We start from the raw sequence: 15835 nt of genomic DNA on the forward strand, positions 1-15835 counted from the left end.
AACGGAAAAATATGAGAAAATTATGGGCAATAAGACGAAGGAGGATTGATGAAGATGAGTGAAGCGCCACGTGAACTTGGCTTGGAAACATTGGCTGTACATGCAGGACAGGAGGTCGACCCGACTACACTATCGCGTGCAGTCCCGTTGTATCAAACAACGTCTTACACTTTCAAAGATACCGATCACGCTGCAGATTTATTTGGTTTGAAGGAATTCGGCAATATCTATACACGGCTGATGAATCCAACGACAGATGTATTTGAGAAGCGTGTAGCCGCATTGGAAGGTGGGGCAGCGGCATTGGCTACGGCATCAGGCCAAGCTGCGATCACGTATGCCATTTTGAATATCGCGGGAGCAGGAGATGAGATTGTTTCTGCGACGAGTCTGTATGGCGGAACCTACAATCTATTCTCAACGACATTGGCGAAGCTTGGCATTACAGTCCGCTTCGTTGACTCCAGTGATCCGGAAAACTTCCGCAAGGCGATCACGGATAAGACAAAGGCGCTGTATGCGGAGGCGATTGGCAACCCTAAGGGCGATGTACTGGATATCGAGGCAGTGGCCGATATAGCACACGAGCATGGCATTCCACTCATCGTGGACAATACGTTCCCGAGTCCATTCCTGCTTCGTCCACTTGAGCATGGTGCGGATATTGTCGTACATTCCGCTACGAAGTTCATTGGCGGCCACGGTACTTCGATTGGCGGGATTATCGTGGATGGCGGCAAGTTCGATTGGGCTGCCACTGATAAGTTCCCTGGATTGACAGAGCCAGATTCTAGCTACCATGGGTTAGTGTATACGGATGCAGTCGGGCCAATTGCATATATTATTAAGGCTCGTGTACAATTGATGCGTGATATGGGGGCTACGATCTCTCCATTCAACGCATTCCTGCTTCTGCAGGGGCTCGAAACGCTTCATCTGCGCATGGAGCGCCATAGCGAGAATGCTTTGAAGGTAGCTCAGTTCTTGGAAGCGCATGAAGGGGTGCAGTCGGTCAGCTACAGCGGCCTATCAAGCCATTCTTCCTATGAGTTGGCACAGAAGTATTTGCCTAAGGGACAGGGTGCGATTTTGACATTTGAGATCAAGGGTGGAATCGAAGCGGGGCGGCAGGTAATAAATCATGTCAAACTCTTCTCTCATCTCGCCAATGTAGGCGATTCCAAGTCGCTCATCATCCATCCAGCAAGTACGACGCATCAGCAATTGAATGAAGCGGAGCAAATTACTGCCGGTGTAACTCCAGGACTTATACGTTTATCTATCGGTACGGAATCGATTGACGATATTTTGTATGATTTGGATCAGGCGATTCGCGCGAGTCAGCCTGCCTCAGTAAAATAAGAATCGATGTACAAATGAAGAAAGACACACGGTACGCTGCAGCGTTTACCGTGTGTCTTTTTGTTGGAAGCCAGTGGGTACCAGCATTTCAGTGTTAGATTACCATGCTACACGGATGCCGTATTCTCGCAGCCATGCATCTACCTGCAGCAGATAAGCGAATAATTGAGGGCCAGACATCAGCTGGCCGAACCAAGGCAGATTTGAGCTTGCTTCCTCGGAAGCGGCAATCGTCCGTATTCGTTCTGCATTGACAAATTGATGGAGTGGGGATGAAGGGTCATCCAATCTCTCAAGTGCCAGTCGGCGAACCGTATTCAAGTAATTTGGATTGTGGGTTTTTGGATAAGGGCTCTTTTTGCGATAGAGGACATCATCTGGCAAAACGCCCTCCAGCGCCTTTCGCAAGATCCCTTTCTCCCGTCCGCCGTAAGTTTTAATGTTCCATGGAATATTGAATACATATTGGACGAGCCGATGATCGGTATATGGGACGCGAACCTCGAGACCAGCGCCCATACTCATTCTGTCTTTGCGATCCAGCAAGGTTGGCATGAAGCGGGTAATGTTGAGATAGGACATATTTCTCATTTTCGCGGCTTGAGCCTCTTCTCCGGGCAATACAGGCACCTCGCGCACCGCATCTGCATAGCGGTCAGCTACATATTGCTCTGCGCGGAGCAAATGAGCGACCTCAGGCTTCAACAAACTGGCTCTGAGAGGCGTAGCAAGCGCCCAAGGGAATGTCCCGGCATTGAGCGCCTCTTTCCGGTGGAACCAAGGATATCCGCCGAATACTTCGTCAGCAGCTTCACCAGAGAGTGCGACAGTGGCGCCTTTCTTGATTTCTTTGCAAAATAAAAGCAATGAACCGTCAATGTCGGCCATGCCCGGGATGTCTCTAACCCTTACCGCGTGCTCAAGCGAAGCAACGAGCTCAGGGGTATCAAATTGAATCCAATGGTGAGTCGTTCCGAGCTCTTCTACCATTCGTCGAATCCAAGGCTCATCCGCATTTGGTTGAAAGGCGTGAGATTGGAAGTAAAGGTCGTTATCCACATAGTCCACCGAATACGTATGCACCTGACCAAGCTTGTGACGCTTATAATGTTGAACCGTTAGGGCGGTTAGCGCGCTTGAGTCCAATCCTCCTGACAATAAGGTACATACAGGAACATCAGAAATAAGCTGGCGTTCAACGGTATCCTCCAGAAGTTCGCGCACATGTTTGGCTGTTTGTTCGGCATCCTCTTCATGCGGAGTGCTCTCCAGCTTCCAATAACTGCGGATGCGCAGGCCATCTGGATTATACTGCAAGGTGTGACCTGGACGCAGCTCTGACATTGCTTGATAGATGCCGTGTCCTGGAGTTCGGGCAGGCCCGATCATCCATATTTCAGCTGCTCCCTCTAAGCTGATGACAGGCTCAATGTCCGGATGGGCAAGCAGCGCCTTAGGCTCGGAACCAAATACGAACCATCCTTCACCTTGAGAATAGTATAGAGGCTTCACCCCAAGCCGGTCGCGGGCCATGAACAAATGCTTTCCAGCTTCATCCCATATGGCAAAAGAAAAGATGCCGTTGAACCGTTCTACGCATGCTTCTTTCCATTCCAGATAGGCTACAAGCAGCACTTCCGTATCACACTGTGTTACAAATAAATGTCCTCGGCTCATTAACTCCGATCTTAATTCCCTCATATTGTACAGCTCGCCATTATACACAATCGCGAACACGCCATGCTCCGTGTGCCGAATCATCGGCTGGGCGCCGTTAGCTGGGTCAATAACAGACAAGCGCCGGTGTCCCAGTGCACATGGACCGGTTATCCATGTTCCCTTCGCATCAGGGCCCCGAGAAGATAATGTTTCGGTCATTTGCTCGATAACGTCGGAACATTGGGCCAAATCACGGTTCCAGTCAATCCATCCTGTAATTCCACACATGTTACGTTCATCCTTTCCGCACCAATCTGTCCACCCGGAAGACCGAATACCGGTATGCTGGAAGATTGAGATAATACCATGGGTATGCGCAAATCGGCATAAGATGTATGTCCATCGGGAGATGATAAAAAAAGCTTCCCTTAAAAGCTGAAACCTGATCTAAACAAAGCGAAGCAATGGTTCTATTAAGGAAAGGAGGTGCTTAATGGAGCGCCGACCTTATTATGTATCCGTACAGAATCGTTCTGTTGTTGCGGAACAAGATGCGGGTGATTATGAATTTGTAGTCCATGTGAATGAGGCAGAAAGGGATGAGCTTCAAAGGCTGCTGAATGGGGTGGGAGACGCCGAAACGGATCAAGTATACAGCTTCATGTTATTTACAAGCAAATCGAATGACATGATTAACGAGCCGTATCAGCAAAACCTCAATAGTGTATATGCCTACATACACAAATTCGGAACCACAGAAACAAAGCAATTTGTGGAGCAAATACGAGAAGTGAGGAGCGAAGACAATGATGGAATTTAAGGCTGCAAAATTTCGCCGTCCGGTTGAAATCGAAGGGCGTCTGTGTGCAGAAGTAGGACTTATCCCAGATGATGACAAGGAGACTCCCCTGCTTGCGTATGTGGCTCCTGTACAAAATGGCGGTTATGAGATTGTTCGCTTGCTGCGCAATGATTCACATTTTGAAGCAGACTGGTACGACAATAATTTGCATAATGCCTTTGAGGAAGTGGCTGCAGAGACATTTATCAATAATAACGAAATTAGCTGCAGCGACCGGGATTCGATCGTAGATGCAGTGCTTGGATCGAGTGAGGTACGGGAAGCGGTTGACGACTTGTTCCAAATGAATTGGTAAACAACTTGGTTTGCTTCTTATCATCGTGTTCATACTAAGGTGATTGATGTACGATGAAGGGAGGTGAGTAAATATGCCAGAACAATTCAAGCAAAATAAGGGCAATAAATATGCGCATCAGAAGAAACATGCGGATGCGGTTCTGTCGAAGAACTTCAAGCATCCGGGCGAAAAGAACCATTGGGAGTTTCACAATAAATAAGCTGGATTCTGAAATGAAGCGCAATTATTCAAGGCTCTGCGATATGCAGGGCCTCTTATGCAGTTAGATGTCCGTAGAGATTTTGGGGATATAAAAAAAGCCTCACATACCAAGTTAGGCTCTGCGAGGCTGCTCATGTATATTGTAAGCAATGAATGGCGTCCCAGGAGGGATTCGAACCCCCGACCGACGGCTTAGAAGGCCGTTGCTCTATCCAGCTGAGCTACTGGGACATAAGTTAAGTAAATTTAGAACATGTATGATTGTAGCAAAGAATTTGAATTTTAGCAACATAAAAATCAAAAAATATTTTACCTATCATATTTACAGTTGGATGTGCAGGAAAGCACTCGTGGCAACCGCGCAGGATAAAGGGCGAGTATGATATAATGCATCGTATAAGAGACTTGCCTGAATAAATTGATACAGTTGCATACATAGCAGAGATTTTTGCAATATATAGGCGCAGTACAGAAAGCAGGTGTTCGTATGTCAGAAGATTACAAAGAGCCGTCCAGGAACAACGTTATCCTATTTCCGAAAACTCATGATTATTACCAAATTGAGTTAACACGGATGCTGGAATCTGAACGCTACGGTGAAGCCATTGCCCTTCTTCAATTCCTGCTGACTTGTGATGGCGAGGATGCACGGATTCGGGAAGAGTGGGATGCGCTGCTTCAATGGCTCGTATCGGCGTTTCCAGAAGCAGAGAGAGATGCTCGCGAACTGGACATACCAGAGGGATTAGCCGGCTGGACGAAATCAACTGCAGAAGAGGAATCGGAAGAAACCGAACAAGATATCCTGCGACGTCAATTTCAGCAGAAGTTGAATGCAGATGGACAATATATGGAACGATTGCTCGCGACACTTGCGGATGGGGAAATGGATGATCGTAAACTTCTTGTGCTGGAGCAGCTTGCGGCAGCAGAAGATGCGGGGATTGACGAAGCTCTGGTCAAACTGCTGAAGGAGGAGGAACTGAGCTCTTTGCTTCAGTTCGGAATTCTTCAAGTCTTGAAGCGGAGGGGGATGCATGGCGAAATTCGATTCCCTCGCGGGCAGGAATGGTTGAACGTTCGAGTAGAGGATACGCCACTTGACTATACGGCGTTCCCGGCAGCGGCGAAGGCACCCGCAGAGCGCGTGAACGAGGCTGCCTCTGTAAGAGAGCCGTCATTAGCCTATTTTGCTCAAGAGCTATGGCAGCAATATGTGAAGCATATTTACGGTTCATCCGCTTACGAGAAGTTGTGTGAGCATGGGCAGGAGGAGTCAGTCGCATGGGCAGCAGCCCTGCACTTTATCATAGCTCGAATGCTGCATATAGATGAAGAAGTGGAAGTAAAGCAATTGTACGGCATTCGTAATGAGATGCGCGTCCAATATGAGCTTGCACTTCGATCGCTGAATCGATCCTTGCGCGTGCAATCATAGGATCCGGATGCTAAGCAACAGGCGGCCGATAGCGCTTTCCAAGGAGGGTGAATGTAGGAATGATGCACTCCTTGAAAAAGTTATCATAGTCGGCTATACTAAAATGGTTATTCAGGACGTGTTATGGTAGGTACACTCTAGCCATGATCTTTTTTGGAGGGGAAGGCATAAAATGAAAGCAACTTGGGAAAAAATAGAGAAGAACGTTGGGGTATTAGAAGTTGAGGTTAATGAAGATCGCGTAGCAGAAGGATTGGACTTGGCATTCAAAAAAGTGTCAAAGCGTGTAAACGTTCCAGGCTTCCGTAAAGGTCGCGTACCTCGCCCAATTTTCGAAGCTAAATATGGTGTGGAAAGCTTGTATCAAGATGCAATTGACATCATCTTGGGTGAAGTTTACACACAAGCTGTAAAAGAAACAAACATCCAACCGGTTGATCAGCCGGAAATCGAAGTTGAACAATTTGCAAAAGGCAAAACGTTCAAATTCAAAGCAAAAGTAACTGTTAAGCCTGAAGTTAAGCTTGGAGACTACAAAGGTCTTGAAGTGGAAACTAAGGAAGCTGAAGTTACTGAAGAAGAGCTTGACGCTGAGTTGAAGCGTCTGCAAGAGCGTCATGCTGAACTCGTTATCGTTGATGAAGAAACAGCACAAAAAGGCGACAGCGTTGTTATCGACTTCGAAGGATTCGTTGATGGCGAAGCATTTGAAGGCGGCAAAGGTGAGCGCTACACATTGGAGCTTGGCTCTAATACGTTCATTCCTGGATTTGAAGATCAATTGGTTGGCCTTGGAACAGGCGACTTCAAAGACGTTGAAGTTACATTCCCTGAGCACTATCATGCAGAAAACTTGGCTGGCAAGCCTGCAACATTCAAAGTGAAAATTCATGAAATCAAGCGCAAGCAGCTTCCTAAGCTTGACGATGAGTTCGCTAAAGACGTTAGCGAGTTCGAAACTTTGGATGAGTACAAAGCTGATCTTACAAAACAGTTGAAAGAACGCAAAACACGCGAACTGGAAGCAACTCGTGAAGCTGAACTCGTTGAAAAAGCATCTGCTAACGCAGAAGTAGAAATTCCACGTGCGATGATCGAAACTGAAATTCAGCACATGGTAAAAGATTTGGACAACCGTCTTCGCATGCAAGGCATGAACATGGACATGTTCTTGACTTTGTCCGGCCAAACTATTGCAGACTTGCGCGAGCAAATGCAAATAGAGGCTAACAAGCGTGTGAAAAACAACCTCGTTCTTGAGCAAATCGTTAAAGAGGAAAACATCACGATTTCCGATGAAGAGCTTCAAGAAGAGCTTGACAAAATGGCAGCTTCCTACCAACGTTCTGCGGAGGAAATTCGCACAATCTTGGAGAAAAACGGTACGCTCGAAAACTTGCGTGAAGAGGCAGCTCTTCGCAAAACAGTTAAATTCATCGTGGACAATAGCAAAAATTAATTGCATATCGGCTACGCAACGCATGGAAAATGCGGGCGTGGCGTAACAGGATAAGGCACGTTACTTTCAAGGGCGTGCCTTATTTTTTACCACCTGCTTGGCGAAAGTTTGTGAATTGTAAGTTCTTTGATTGACCACATAACGTTTCACCACCCTATTATGGGTGTACATAATCAATATGTAACATATTAGGTGAATTCCGTCTGTGGATGAGCTGTAATATAGAGCTTATCTGTAGGGATTACGGGCATTTGCCGCACATACAATAATGGTAATCGGTGTAAAAATGACACCACGGTCAGAAAATGTTAAAATAAAAATGTAAAGCTATGTAAAGAAAAGAGGTCGGTACCATGAATTTAATCCCGATGGTCATCGAACAGACAAATCGCGGCGAACGCTCTTATGATATTTACTCGCGTCTGCTGAAAGATCGCATTATCTTTCTGGGCAGCGCCATCGATGATGACGTAGCGAACAGCGTCATTGCGCAATTGCTGTTCCTCCAAGCAGATGATCCAGAGAAGGACATTTTCTTGTATATCAATTCACCGGGCGGTTCAGTTACGGCCGGCATGGCAATTTACGATACAATGCAGCATATCAAACCGGACGTATCTACAATTTGCGTCGGCTTGGCTGCCAGTATGGGCTCGCTCTTGTTAACAGCTGGAGCGCCAGGCAAGCGTATCGCATTGCCGAACAGTGAGATTATGATTCACCAGCCGCTTGGTGGTGTACGCGGTCAAGCGTCCGACATTAAGATTCACGCAGACTGGATCTTGAAGACAAGACATAAGCTCAACCAGATTTATGTGGAACGCACAGGTCAGCCGATCGAGAAGATTGAGCGCGATACGGATCGCGACAACTTCATGAGCGCTGATGAAGCGAAGGAATACGGCCTTGTTGACCAAGTTTTGCATCCGGCAAGCCCGGGTTTGAAGTAAGGGGGGACACCGATTGTTTAAATTTAATGATGAGAAGGGGCAATTGAAATGCTCGTTCTGCGGCAAGTCGCAGGAACAAGTGCGCAAGTTGGTTGCCGGTCCTGGCGTATATATATGTGATGAGTGCATCGAGCTTTGCAATGAGATCGTAGAGGAAGAGCTCGGTCACGAAGAGGAAGTCGATCTGAAAGACATTCCAAAGCCAAAGGAAATTCGTGCTATTCTGGATCAGTATGTTATTGGTCAAGAGCAAGCGAAGAAGTCGTTGTCCGTAGCGGTATATAACCACTATAAGCGGATCAACACACAGAATAAGATTGAGGATGTAGAACTGCAAAAGAGTAACATCTTGCTTGTAGGGCCTACCGGCTCCGGTAAGACGCTCTTGGCGCAGACTATGGCTAAAATCTTGAACGTGCCATTCGCGATAGCTGATGCAACATCGCTTACTGAAGCAGGCTATGTAGGCGAAGACGTTGAAAATATTTTGTTGAAGCTGATTCAAGCTGCAGATTACGACGTAGAGAAGGCGGAGCGCGGCATTATTTACATCGATGAGATTGATAAAGTTGCCCGCAAATCCGAAAACCCTTCGATTACGCGCGACGTATCCGGCGAAGGCGTACAACAAGCATTGCTAAAAATCTTGGAAGGCACTGTTGCTTCCGTTCCTCCTCAAGGTGGACGCAAGCATCCGCACCAAGAATTTATCCAAATCGATACGACGAACATCTTGTTCATTTGCGGCGGTGCATTTGATGGACTGGAACAAATTATCAAGCGTCGTGTAGGTAAGAAAATTATCGGCTTCAATGCTGACGGCGGTCAGAAGGACTTGAAGCCTGGCGAATATTTGACGATGACACTTCCAGAGGACTTGTTGAAGTTTGGTCTTATTCCAGAGTTCGTTGGTCGTCTTCCAGTTATCTCGACATTGGAGCCGCTTGATGAGCATACACTGGTTCGTATTTTGAGCGAACCAAAGAATGCACTGACGAAGCAGTACCAGAAGCTTCTGGAGATGGACAACGTGAAGCTTGACTTCGAGTCTGGAGCATTGGAGGCCATTGCTCGGGAAGCGATTAAGCGGAATACAGGAGCTCGTGGATTGCGTGCCATCATCGAAGGCATTATGCTCGACGTGATGTATGAGGTGCCGTCACGCGACGATGTAACAACGTGTGTCATTACGGAGCAAGTAGTGAAAGAACGAATGATTCCGGAACTGACGACAGATAAGAAACAAGAGGAAAGCGCCTAATAGGCGCTTTTCCGTCCGTTTCCGACATGGGAGAGAATGTATCATGTATTTGCGACATCAGACTAGAGCTGTAAAAGTAGGCAATGTAACGATTGGCGGCAACAATGAAGTTGTCATTCAGAGCATGTGCACGACGAAGACGGCAGATGTAGAAGCTACTGTTGCAGAGATTCATCGACTAGAAGAAGCTGGATGCCAGATTGTCCGTGTAACTGTCAACAATGAGGATGCGGCGAATGCGATTAAGGAGATTAAGAAGCGTATCTCCATTCCGCTTGTAGCAGACATTCATTTTGACTATCGACTGGCTTTGAAGGCGATTGAGAACGGCATCGATAAGGTGCGGATCAATCCGGGCAATATTGGGCGTCGTGAGAAAGTGGAAGCTGTCGTGAAGGCCTGCAAAGAACGCGGTATTCCGATTCGGATCGGAGTTAATGCAGGGTCGCTGGAAAATCACCTGCTTGAGAAATATGGATATCCAACGCCAGAGGCCATGGTAGAAAGTGCTCTGTTCCATATCGGAATTCTAGAGGAGCTCGATTTCCATGATATTATTGTCTCGCTGAAAGCGTCTGATGTTCCTATGGCTATAGCTGCGTATACCAAGGCTGCTGAGGTGATTCCTTATCCGCTTCACTTGGGGATTACGGAAGCAGGGACACTGTTCTCTGGTACGATTAAGAGCTCTGCGGGGCTAGGTGCCTTGCTGTCGCTTGGTATCGGTTCAACAGTACGCGTTAGCTTAAGTGCGGATCCGGTAGAGGAAGTGAAGGTCGCACGCGAACTGCTGAAGTGCTTTGGATTAATCTCGAATGCGGCTACACTTGTCTCTTGTCCAACTTGCGGCAGACTTGATATTGATTTGTTCTCGATTGCGAACGAAGTAGAAGAATATATCTCTAAGGTGAAGGTTCCGATTAAGGTGTCGGTGCTGGGCTGTGCGGTAAATGGACCGGGTGAAGCGCGCGAAGCAGATATCGGTATTGCTGGAGCTCGTGGCGAAGGATTGTTGTTCCGTTACGGAGAGATGATTCGAAAAGTGCCAGAGGATCAGCTTGTCTCCGAATTGAAGAAAGAGATCGACCACATTGTTGCTGAGTATGAGCGGACAGGCACTATTCCTGGACGCAAGCACTAATCGGGAATAGACAAATAGATAATCCAGTTATTTTACGAAAAATAGGAACACCTACATGCAGGTTGGCTGCTGTCGGGTGTTCCTATTGTGCTTATACGATTTTGTTACGGTCTCTGATTTATAGGTCAGAAGTGATGATATCTGTAGATGTAGAAATGTTTGCCACTGCAGTGGTGTCCTGCTGCATTTGGCTATTGCCGTTGAATTTCCCGCCTTCTTTGATGATAAAGGAACGGCACAATATATTGCCTTCTAATCTACCGGAGCTCTCGATAATGACGGTCTCTGTTACGCTGACATCGCCCTGCATCAGACCGGCGATAATAAGACTGGAAGCATGAATATTCGAGTAAGCCTTGCCAGATTCCCCTATAATCACGTTTTGGCTGCAGTGAACATCTCCAGTAATTGTCCCCTCAATCCGCAGATCAGTTTCACATACCAGCTTGCCCTCCACTGTAGTCGCTTGCCCAATTAAGGTGTCTGTACCGATTGTTTTTTTGCCGGAAGATGTTTTTGCGAACATGTCTGCTCCTTTCCTTTCTGATTGCTTTTATTCAGGCGTACCCACATAAGTGGTTGGGTCGATTGGCTCGCCGTCTTTGCGAATTTCAAAATGCAAATGTGGCCCCGTACTGCGACCGGTTGTGCCAACCTTGCCAACCTGTGTTCCCTTCTTCACCTTATCTCCGCTTGCTGCCATTCTTTCACTTAAGTGCAAGTATCGGGTTGTAAGTCCGTTCCCATGGCTAATGATGATATAATTTCCTTTCAATTCATCTCTATCTGATGCAAGGACAACCCCTTCGGCAGTTGCGTATACCGGATCCCCTGTATCTCCTCCAATATCCAAGCCTGCATGAAAAGCTTCACTGCGCTGGAATGGATCGCTTCGCTCCCCGAATAAGGACGTAATACGCGTACTCTCTGTCGGCCATAAAGTAGGCGTAGCGTTCAATTGCCGCTGGAAGGCGTTTGCATTTTTAAATAACTGGGGCATGGATTGCTCCCATTCCTGCCGCTTCTTATTCATGTCTTGCAACTGCTTGCTCATACTTACCCATGCTGCTAGAGGAGAGGCAGGTGGAATAATGCCCTTGCTCTCTGTGGCAGGGGATAGCAGTGGAGACAACTTCGTTGCTGGAAGCATGATATACTCGCCGCCGAGCGGCAGAGGAGGAAGGGAGGCAGTTTCTTGCTTGGAGGCTGCAGAGTTAGTCGTTGAATGACTTGTTTTGGATATTGAATTGTTATTTTTTTGCCGGCCAGTGCCGGTCGGTATTTGTAAGTAAGATTGCAGCTGCTGCTCCCATTGAGATATCTTGTCCATTCGTTGTTTCATATCGTTGGAAGAGGCGGTAATAATGGTTAATTGCTTGTCCATATCAGCTAACAGCTGATCTTTCTTCTGCAGTTCCTGTTCCAATTGTGCATGACGTACAACAATATCATGCATGGCAAAGCGCTGAATAACCAACGAAAGAAATAATGCGCCAACTCCGCCAATGACAATAAACATAACAAGCCTAACAACAACGGTTGGAACACTGTATTGTATAACGGGTCGATTTGGCCCGCGCATGAGCATCCACGTCCAGCGGCGATCGTTTGCTTGCGCCATATTGCAAGGATTCCTCCTTATTGATTCCAAGGTAAAATAAGCTAATATGTTTACATAACATTCCTATTGTACATGATTTTCGGCGAAAAGTAAGTAGATATTGTGTGGAATCGACATTAAAATCGGTTTGTGTCGAAAGGTGGGGAAGGTAAATTTTATCATTAATTGAAAAATGATAAAAAACATTTTGCCATTATGCTCGATTTACGCTACAATCATTTAGTACCGTGTTAGCAAAGTTGACATATCGCGGGCTTAGGACTAGACAACAAGTGAGGTGCAATATATTGATTGATCAAATTCAGGATTGGATCGGGAAGTTTAATGATTTATGGTATTTAATGCTTATATTTGTTCTTGTAGTAGCAGGACTTTATTTCTCATTACGTACAAGCTTTGTACAGCTTTCCGCAATTAAAGAAACATTCCGTCTTATTTTGGGGCGGGATAAAGGAAAGTCTTCCGGTGAAAAGCAAGGCGTTTCCTCCTTCCAAGCATTCGCAATGAGTACAGCCTCGCGTGTTGGTACGGGGAATTTGGCCGGAGTCGCTATTGCCATTTCGTTAGGCGGCCCTGGCGCTGTATTCTGGATGTGGATGATTGCAATTATTGGCGCGGCTTCGGGGTTCGTCGAATCTACATTGGCACAGGTTTATAAAGTGCGTGATGGCAAGCATTTTAGAGGCGGCCCGGCTTACTATATGGAACGGGCGTTGAACGCGCGTTGGCTAGGCATTATTTTTGCCATCCTCATCATTTTCAGTTTCGGATTCGTTTTCAATTCTGTACAGGCTAACACAGCAAGTGCGGCGTTCCAGGATATATTTAACTTGGATCCGATTTGGATGGGGATCGTATTGGCAATCCTTGTCATCCCGACGATATTCGGAGGGGTTCAGCGGGTTGCGCAGGTTACTGCGACCGTAGTCCCTATCATGGCGCTAGCATATATGGCGATTGCTTTGTTCGTCATGCTGGTCAATTTTAGCGAAATTCCGGCCGTATTTGCTTCTATTATTAAAAACGCCTTTGGATTTGAGGAGGCGCTGGCTGGCGGTGTAGGCGCAGCGGTGATGAACGGAATTAAGCGTGGTCTGTTCTCGAACGAGGCCGGGATGGGTAGTGCTCCCAATGCTGCGGCAACGGCCAATGTTAGCCATCCAGTCAAGCAAGGTTTGATCCAGTCGTTCGGGGTATTCGTCGATACATTGCTTGTTTGTTCGTCAACAGCGTTCATTATCCTGTTCTCCGGGATTTCAACGACGGGCGAGCAGAACGGCATTCGATTGACACAACATGCGCTTGCGACTCAGGTTGGAGATTGGGCGCACATTTTTATTGGATTAGCTGTCTTTTTATTCGCATTTACTTCACTTATCGGAAACTACTATTACGGTCAAAGCAACATCGAATTCATTACGAAGAAAAAGGGATGGATGCTTGCTTATCGGTTAGGCGTTGTAGCAATGGTTCTCTTCGGTTCTGTTGCGAAGATGACCCTAGTTTGGAATTTGGCAGACTTGTTCATGGGCTTCATGGCGTTCATTAATCTCATTTCCATTATGCTGCTTGGTAAAGTGGCATTTGCGGCTTTGAAAGATTATATGAGTCAGCGTAAGCGCGGCGAGGAGCCAGTCTTCTATGCAGATGCTGTTCCAGGGCTGAAGCATGCAGAATGTTGGGAAAGAAATAACAACTCATAATCACATACGCTTATAATGCATCCGGCAAAGGGTAATACTACCAAGTAGTTAACTTTGCCGGATTTTTTTGTCCTTACGAGGGCGTTATGGGAGGATGAAACGATGAATTTAAGCGTGATATTGATGTTAATCAATGCGTTCTTTGCCGTAGTTATCGGCATATACTTCTGGAATCTGCTGCGCAGCCAGAAAGGCAACCGCACGGCTGTGGATCGAGAATCTCGCAAAGAGATGGATAAGCTGCGCAAGCTGAGGTCTATATCTTTGACGAAGCCGCTTGCAGAGAAAACAAGACCTGCGATTATGAGTGATATAGTCGGACAAAAGGATGGGCTGAAGGCGTTGAAGGCAGCTCTGTGCAGTTCAAACCCGCAGCATGTCATTATTTACGGTCCGCCAGGTGTAGGGAAAACGGCAGCAGCCAGGGTTGTGCTTGAGGAAGCGAAAAAGAATCCAAGCTCTCCGTTCACCATGGAATCGAAGTTCACAGAAATTGACGCAACGACAGCTAGATTTGATGAGCGCGGCATTGCCGATCCGTTAATCGGCTCAGTACATGATCCGATTTATCAGGGAGCAGGAGCGATGGGGGTTGCAGGGATCCCGCAGCCGAAGCCGGGAGCGGTTACAAAGGCGCATGGCGGCATGCTGTTCATTGATGAGATTGGGGAGCTTCACCCGATCCAGATGAACAAGCTTTTGAAGGTGCTTGAGGATCGGAAGGTGTTTTTAGAAAGCGCCTATTACAATTCAGAAGATTCGAATGTACCGTCTTATATTCACGATATTTTCCAAAAGGGGCTGCCTGCGGACTTCAGACTGGTTGGAGCGACGACGCGCTCCTCTCAAGAGCTACCGCCAGCGCTGCGTTCTCGCTGCATGGAAATATACTTCAGACCTCTGCTGCCAGATGAAATCGGAACCATCGCAGAGAATGGACTGAAGAAAATCGGGTTCCCACATTCACCGGAAGCGGTAGATATGGTAAAGAAGTACGCTACGAATGGGCGAGAGGCTGTCAACATTGTGCAGCTATCAGCGGGTCTCGCGATGTCGGAAGGCCGCGCTTCCATAGATGCGGCTGACGTAGAGTGGGTAGCCAATTGCAGTCAGATTGCTCCGCGTCCTGATCGCAAGGTGCCTGTAGAGCCGCAGGTTGGCCTTGTGAATGGGTTAGCTGTATATGGACCTAGCATGGGGGCGCTATTGGAAATTGAAGTGAGTGCGATCCGCGTGAAGAGCGGACATGGAAAATATACGATTACGGGCGTTGTGGAGGAAGAAGAGCTGGGTGGAGGAAGCCGAACGCTGCGCCGCAAGAGCATGGCGAAGGGTTCCATCGAGAATGTATTAACTGTGCTACGCAGCTTGGGACATGAAACATCGAACTTCGATCTGCATATTAACTTTCCAGGCGGATCGCCGGTGGACGGCCCCTCGGCGGGGATGGCAATGGCGATTGCGATCGCGTCGGCTCTGAATGGCTGGCCTGTGGATAACAAGCTTGCGATGACGGGTGAAATTAGTTTGCATGGGCGAATTAAGCCAGTTGGTGGAGTGCTTGCCAAGGTTGAGGCTGCTTTCCAAGCGGGAGCGACTCGCGTGCTCATTCCGAAGGAGAATTGGCAGGAAATTTTCGCAGGCCTGGAAGGTGTTCAGGTGATTCCGGTTGAACATATTGAGGAAAGCTTCCAGCATGCGTTCGGCAGCGAATGGAAGGGAGATGCTCAGCACAAGCCGCAGCCATACGAACGAGCTGCGGGTGCTTCTTTGCCGCTGCTTCATGCAGAAGCGTCTGAGAAGAGCGGCAATTCCGCAGACGGGAATAGCTATAGCTGATCGGTCGCTCCTAAAATTGGTGTTTTAGATGAACATTTGAT

General features: G+C 47.4%; 14 protein-coding genes and 1 tRNA gene. 11 read left to right on the forward strand and 4 right to left on the reverse strand.

Annotated features, from left to right (window positions below; genetic code table 11):
• Nucleotides 1-54 precede the first annotated feature (54 nt).
• Nucleotides 55-1362, forward strand: coding sequence for a homocysteine synthase (locus NO352_RS02485; RefSeq protein WP_005547200.1), 1308 nt, complete (start codon nt 55-57; stop codon nt 1360-1362).
• 99 nt (nt 1363-1461) lie between these two features.
• Here NO352_RS02485 and asnB read toward each other — a convergent pair whose 3' ends face one another.
• Nucleotides 1462-3309 (reverse strand): asparagine synthase (glutamine-hydrolyzing), encoded by a 1848-nt coding sequence (asnB, locus tag NO352_RS02490; RefSeq protein ID WP_289354856.1) that lies wholly within the window; start codon nt 3307-3309, stop codon nt 1462-1464.
• Between the two features lie 205 nt (nt 3310-3514).
• On the opposite strand from asnB, the gene NO352_RS02495 reads away from it, so the two are divergent.
• From NO352_RS02495 to NO352_RS02505, 3 genes are all read left to right on the forward strand, one after another.
• Entirely contained in the window at nt 3515-3841 is a 327-nt protein-coding gene (locus tag NO352_RS02495; RefSeq protein ID WP_268621089.1) for a hypothetical protein, read from the forward strand.
• Nucleotides 3828-4178 carry a hypothetical protein gene (locus tag NO352_RS02500; RefSeq protein ID WP_005547205.1) on the forward strand — a complete coding sequence of 117 codons (351 nt, stop codon included), beginning with the start codon at nt 3828-3830 and terminating at the stop codon, nt 4176-4178. The genes NO352_RS02495 and NO352_RS02500 overlap by 14 nt, the downstream gene beginning before the upstream one ends.
• Nucleotides 4179-4251: 73 nt before the next feature.
• The gene (locus NO352_RS02505; protein ID WP_005547207.1) at nt 4252-4380 is read left to right on the forward strand and encodes a hypothetical protein; all 129 of its coding nucleotides are present in this window, start codon (nt 4252-4254) and stop codon (nt 4378-4380) included.
• Nucleotides 4381-4536: 156 nt separating this feature from the next.
• Here NO352_RS02505 and NO352_RS02510 read toward each other — a convergent pair.
• Nucleotides 4537-4613, reverse strand: a tRNA-Arg gene (locus tag NO352_RS02510).
• A gap of 256 nt (nt 4614-4869) precedes the next feature.
• On the opposite strand from NO352_RS02510, the gene NO352_RS02515 reads away from it, so the two are divergent.
• The 5 genes from NO352_RS02515 to ispG all read left to right on the forward strand — a co-directional run bounded on the left by NO352_RS02515 (nt 4870) and on the right by ispG (nt 10631).
• A complete protein-coding gene (locus NO352_RS02515) occupies nt 4870-5820 on the forward strand; it encodes a hypothetical protein (RefSeq protein ID WP_268599238.1) in 951 nt (316 codons plus the stop codon).
• A gap of 172 nt (nt 5821-5992) precedes the next feature.
• Nucleotides 5993-7279 (forward strand): trigger factor, encoded by a 1287-nt coding sequence (gene tig / locus NO352_RS02520; protein WP_005547303.1) that lies wholly within the window; start codon nt 5993-5995, stop codon nt 7277-7279.
• Between the two features lie 353 nt (nt 7280-7632).
• The gene (clpP, locus tag NO352_RS02525) at nt 7633-8229 is read left to right on the forward strand and encodes an ATP-dependent Clp endopeptidase proteolytic subunit ClpP (RefSeq protein ID WP_005547306.1); all 597 of its coding nucleotides are present in this window, start codon (nt 7633-7635) and stop codon (nt 8227-8229) included.
• Nucleotides 8230-8242: 13 nt separating this feature from the next.
• Complete coding sequence (gene clpX / locus NO352_RS02530; RefSeq protein ID WP_005547308.1) at nt 8243-9490, forward strand: ATP-dependent protease ATP-binding subunit ClpX; 1248 nt, start codon at nt 8243-8245, stop codon at nt 9488-9490.
• A 43-nt stretch (nt 9491-9533) separates the two neighbouring features.
• Complete coding sequence (gene ispG, locus NO352_RS02535) at nt 9534-10631, forward strand: flavodoxin-dependent (E)-4-hydroxy-3-methylbut-2-enyl-diphosphate synthase (RefSeq protein ID WP_005547310.1); 1098 nt, start codon at nt 9534-9536, stop codon at nt 10629-10631.
• Between the two features lie 118 nt (nt 10632-10749).
• Here the strand turns inward: ispG and NO352_RS02540 are convergent, their stop codons facing one another.
• Complete coding sequence (locus NO352_RS02540; RefSeq protein WP_262866973.1) at nt 10750-11157, reverse strand: bactofilin family protein; 408 nt, start codon at nt 11155-11157, stop codon at nt 10750-10752.
• A gap of 27 nt (nt 11158-11184) precedes the next feature.
• Nucleotides 11185-12252 (reverse strand): M23 family metallopeptidase, encoded by a 1068-nt coding sequence (locus NO352_RS02545; RefSeq protein ID WP_268599237.1) that lies wholly within the window; start codon nt 12250-12252, stop codon nt 11185-11187.
• A gap of 287 nt (nt 12253-12539) precedes the next feature.
• Between NO352_RS02545 and NO352_RS02550 the strand changes: the two genes are divergently transcribed.
• Complete coding sequence (locus NO352_RS02550; protein ID WP_005547315.1) at nt 12540-13955, forward strand: alanine/glycine:cation symporter family protein; 1416 nt, start codon at nt 12540-12542, stop codon at nt 13953-13955.
• A 102-nt stretch (nt 13956-14057) separates the two neighbouring features.
• The gene (lonB, locus tag NO352_RS02555) at nt 14058-15794 is read left to right on the forward strand and encodes an ATP-dependent protease LonB (RefSeq protein WP_289354857.1); all 1737 of its coding nucleotides are present in this window, start codon (nt 14058-14060) and stop codon (nt 15792-15794) included.
• Nucleotides 15795-15835 lie beyond the last annotated feature (41 nt).

The sequence above is a fragment of the Paenibacillus sp. S-12 genome (genome assembly GCF_030363895.1).
GTDB classification, from domain to species: Bacteria; Bacillota; Bacilli; order Paenibacillales; family Paenibacillaceae; genus Paenibacillus_B; species Paenibacillus_B alvei.

Coding starts and splice junctions, on each gene's coding strand:
- ispG (WP_005547310.1), top strand. CDS start 9,534: ATGTATTTGCGACATCAGACTAGAGCTGTAAAAGTAGGCAATGTAACG.
- NO352_RS02495 (WP_268621089.1), top strand. CDS start 3,515: ATGGAGCGCCGACCTTATTATGTATCCGTACAGAATCGTTCTGTTGTT.
- NO352_RS02505 (WP_005547207.1), top strand. CDS start 4,252: ATGCCAGAACAATTCAAGCAAAATAAGGGCAATAAATATGCGCATCAG.
- clpP (WP_005547306.1), top strand. CDS start 7,633: ATGAATTTAATCCCGATGGTCATCGAACAGACAAATCGCGGCGAACGC.
- tig (WP_005547303.1), top strand. CDS start 5,993: ATGAAAGCAACTTGGGAAAAAATAGAGAAGAACGTTGGGGTATTAGAA.
- NO352_RS02545 (WP_268599237.1), bottom strand. CDS start 12,252: ATGGCGCAAGCAAACGATCGCCGCTGGACGTGGATGCTCATGCGCGGG.
- NO352_RS02500 (WP_005547205.1), top strand. CDS start 3,828: ATGATGGAATTTAAGGCTGCAAAATTTCGCCGTCCGGTTGAAATCGAA.
- lonB (WP_289354857.1), top strand. CDS start 14,058: ATGAATTTAAGCGTGATATTGATGTTAATCAATGCGTTCTTTGCCGTA.
- NO352_RS02540 (WP_262866973.1), bottom strand. CDS start 11,157: ATGTTCGCAAAAACATCTTCCGGCAAAAAAACAATCGGTACAGACACC.
- NO352_RS02515 (WP_268599238.1), top strand. CDS start 4,870: ATGTCAGAAGATTACAAAGAGCCGTCCAGGAACAACGTTATCCTATTT.
- NO352_RS02485 (WP_005547200.1), top strand. CDS start 55: ATGAGTGAAGCGCCACGTGAACTTGGCTTGGAAACATTGGCTGTACAT.
- asnB (WP_289354856.1), bottom strand. CDS start 3,309: ATGTGTGGAATTACAGGATGGATTGACTGGAACCGTGATTTGGCCCAA.